Below are 1,030 nucleotides of genomic sequence, written 5' to 3' on the forward strand. Positions count from 1 at the left end.
CCCCGGCCCCGCCCCCGCCCCCCCCCCCCCCCCGCCGCTGCGCGACTACCTGACCCGCCGCGGCCTGCGGCCACTGGCCCCCGACCCGGCCGTCACCGCGCTCACCCGGGCCGTCGCCGCGGGCGAGACGGCGCTGACCGTCGTCGACGTCGCCTGGGAGACGTTCCTGCCGTCCATCACCGCGGCCCGGCCCAGTCGCTTCTTCGAGGAGCTGCCCGTCACGGCCCTGCCCGTAGCCGGCCTGTCCGGCACGGCCCTGTCCGGCGCAGCCCTGCCCGCGGGGTGGCCGGCTCAGGTGGTGCCGGCGACTCAGGTGGTGCAGGCGACTCAGGTGGTGCAGGCCGTCCCGGCCGTGCTCGGCCTGCGGCCGCCGCAGCGCGCCCGGGCCCTGACGGAGCTGGTCCACGCCGAGGCGGCGGCCATCCTCGGCCATGACACCCCCGACGAGCTCGACCCGACCCGCCGGTTCCTCGAACTCGGCTTCGACTCCCTCGCCTCCGTCGAGCTCAGCCGCCGCCTGGCCACGGCGACCGGCCTGATCCTCGCCACCCAGGTCGTGTTCGAACACCCGACGGTCACCGAGCTCGCCGCCCACCTGGACAAACTCGCCGCCCAGGTGAGCGCCGCCGCGCAGGTGAATGCCGCTGGTCAGGTGACCGCCGCGGGCCGAGTGACCGCCGCCCACCTGGCCGGCGCTGCGGGTGTCGCCGCGGCGGGCACGGCCGCGTCGCCCGGCGGCAGCACGACGACGAACTCCTCCTCGCCGAGCGGCCGGACCGGGCCGTCCCAGATCCGCGGCGGCGGTCCGATCGCGAGGTCGGCCTGCCCGGCGAGCATCGCCTCGGCGAGCTCGTCGGCGTGCCGATGTTCGAACAGGCGTACCCGTACCCCCTCGTACGCCCGATGCCAGGAGCGCAGCATCGGCGGCAGAATCCCGAGGGTCACCGAGGACACGGTGGCGACCTGCACCTCGCCGCGTTCGAGGCCCAGGGCGCGGCGCGCGCCGCACCGGGCGCGCTCGGCCTCGGCG

General features: G+C 77.3%; 2 pseudogenes. One reads left to right on the plus strand and one right to left on the minus strand.

The window, feature by feature from the left end:
- Positions 1–352 precede the first annotated feature (352 nt).
- A pseudogene (locus ND748_RS32615) lies at positions 353–538 on the plus strand (acyl carrier protein); the annotation flags it as partial.
- Positions 539–723: 185 nt separating this feature from the next.
- On the opposite strand, the pseudogene ND748_RS32620 reads toward ND748_RS32615, so the two are convergent.
- Positions 724–1,030, minus strand: a pseudogene (locus ND748_RS32620) (LysR substrate-binding domain-containing protein); the annotation flags it as partial.

Source organism: Frankia sp. AiPs1, from assembly GCF_023716945.1.
In the GTDB taxonomy this organism is placed as follows: domain Bacteria; phylum Actinomycetota; class Actinomycetes; order Frankiales; family Frankiaceae; genus Frankia.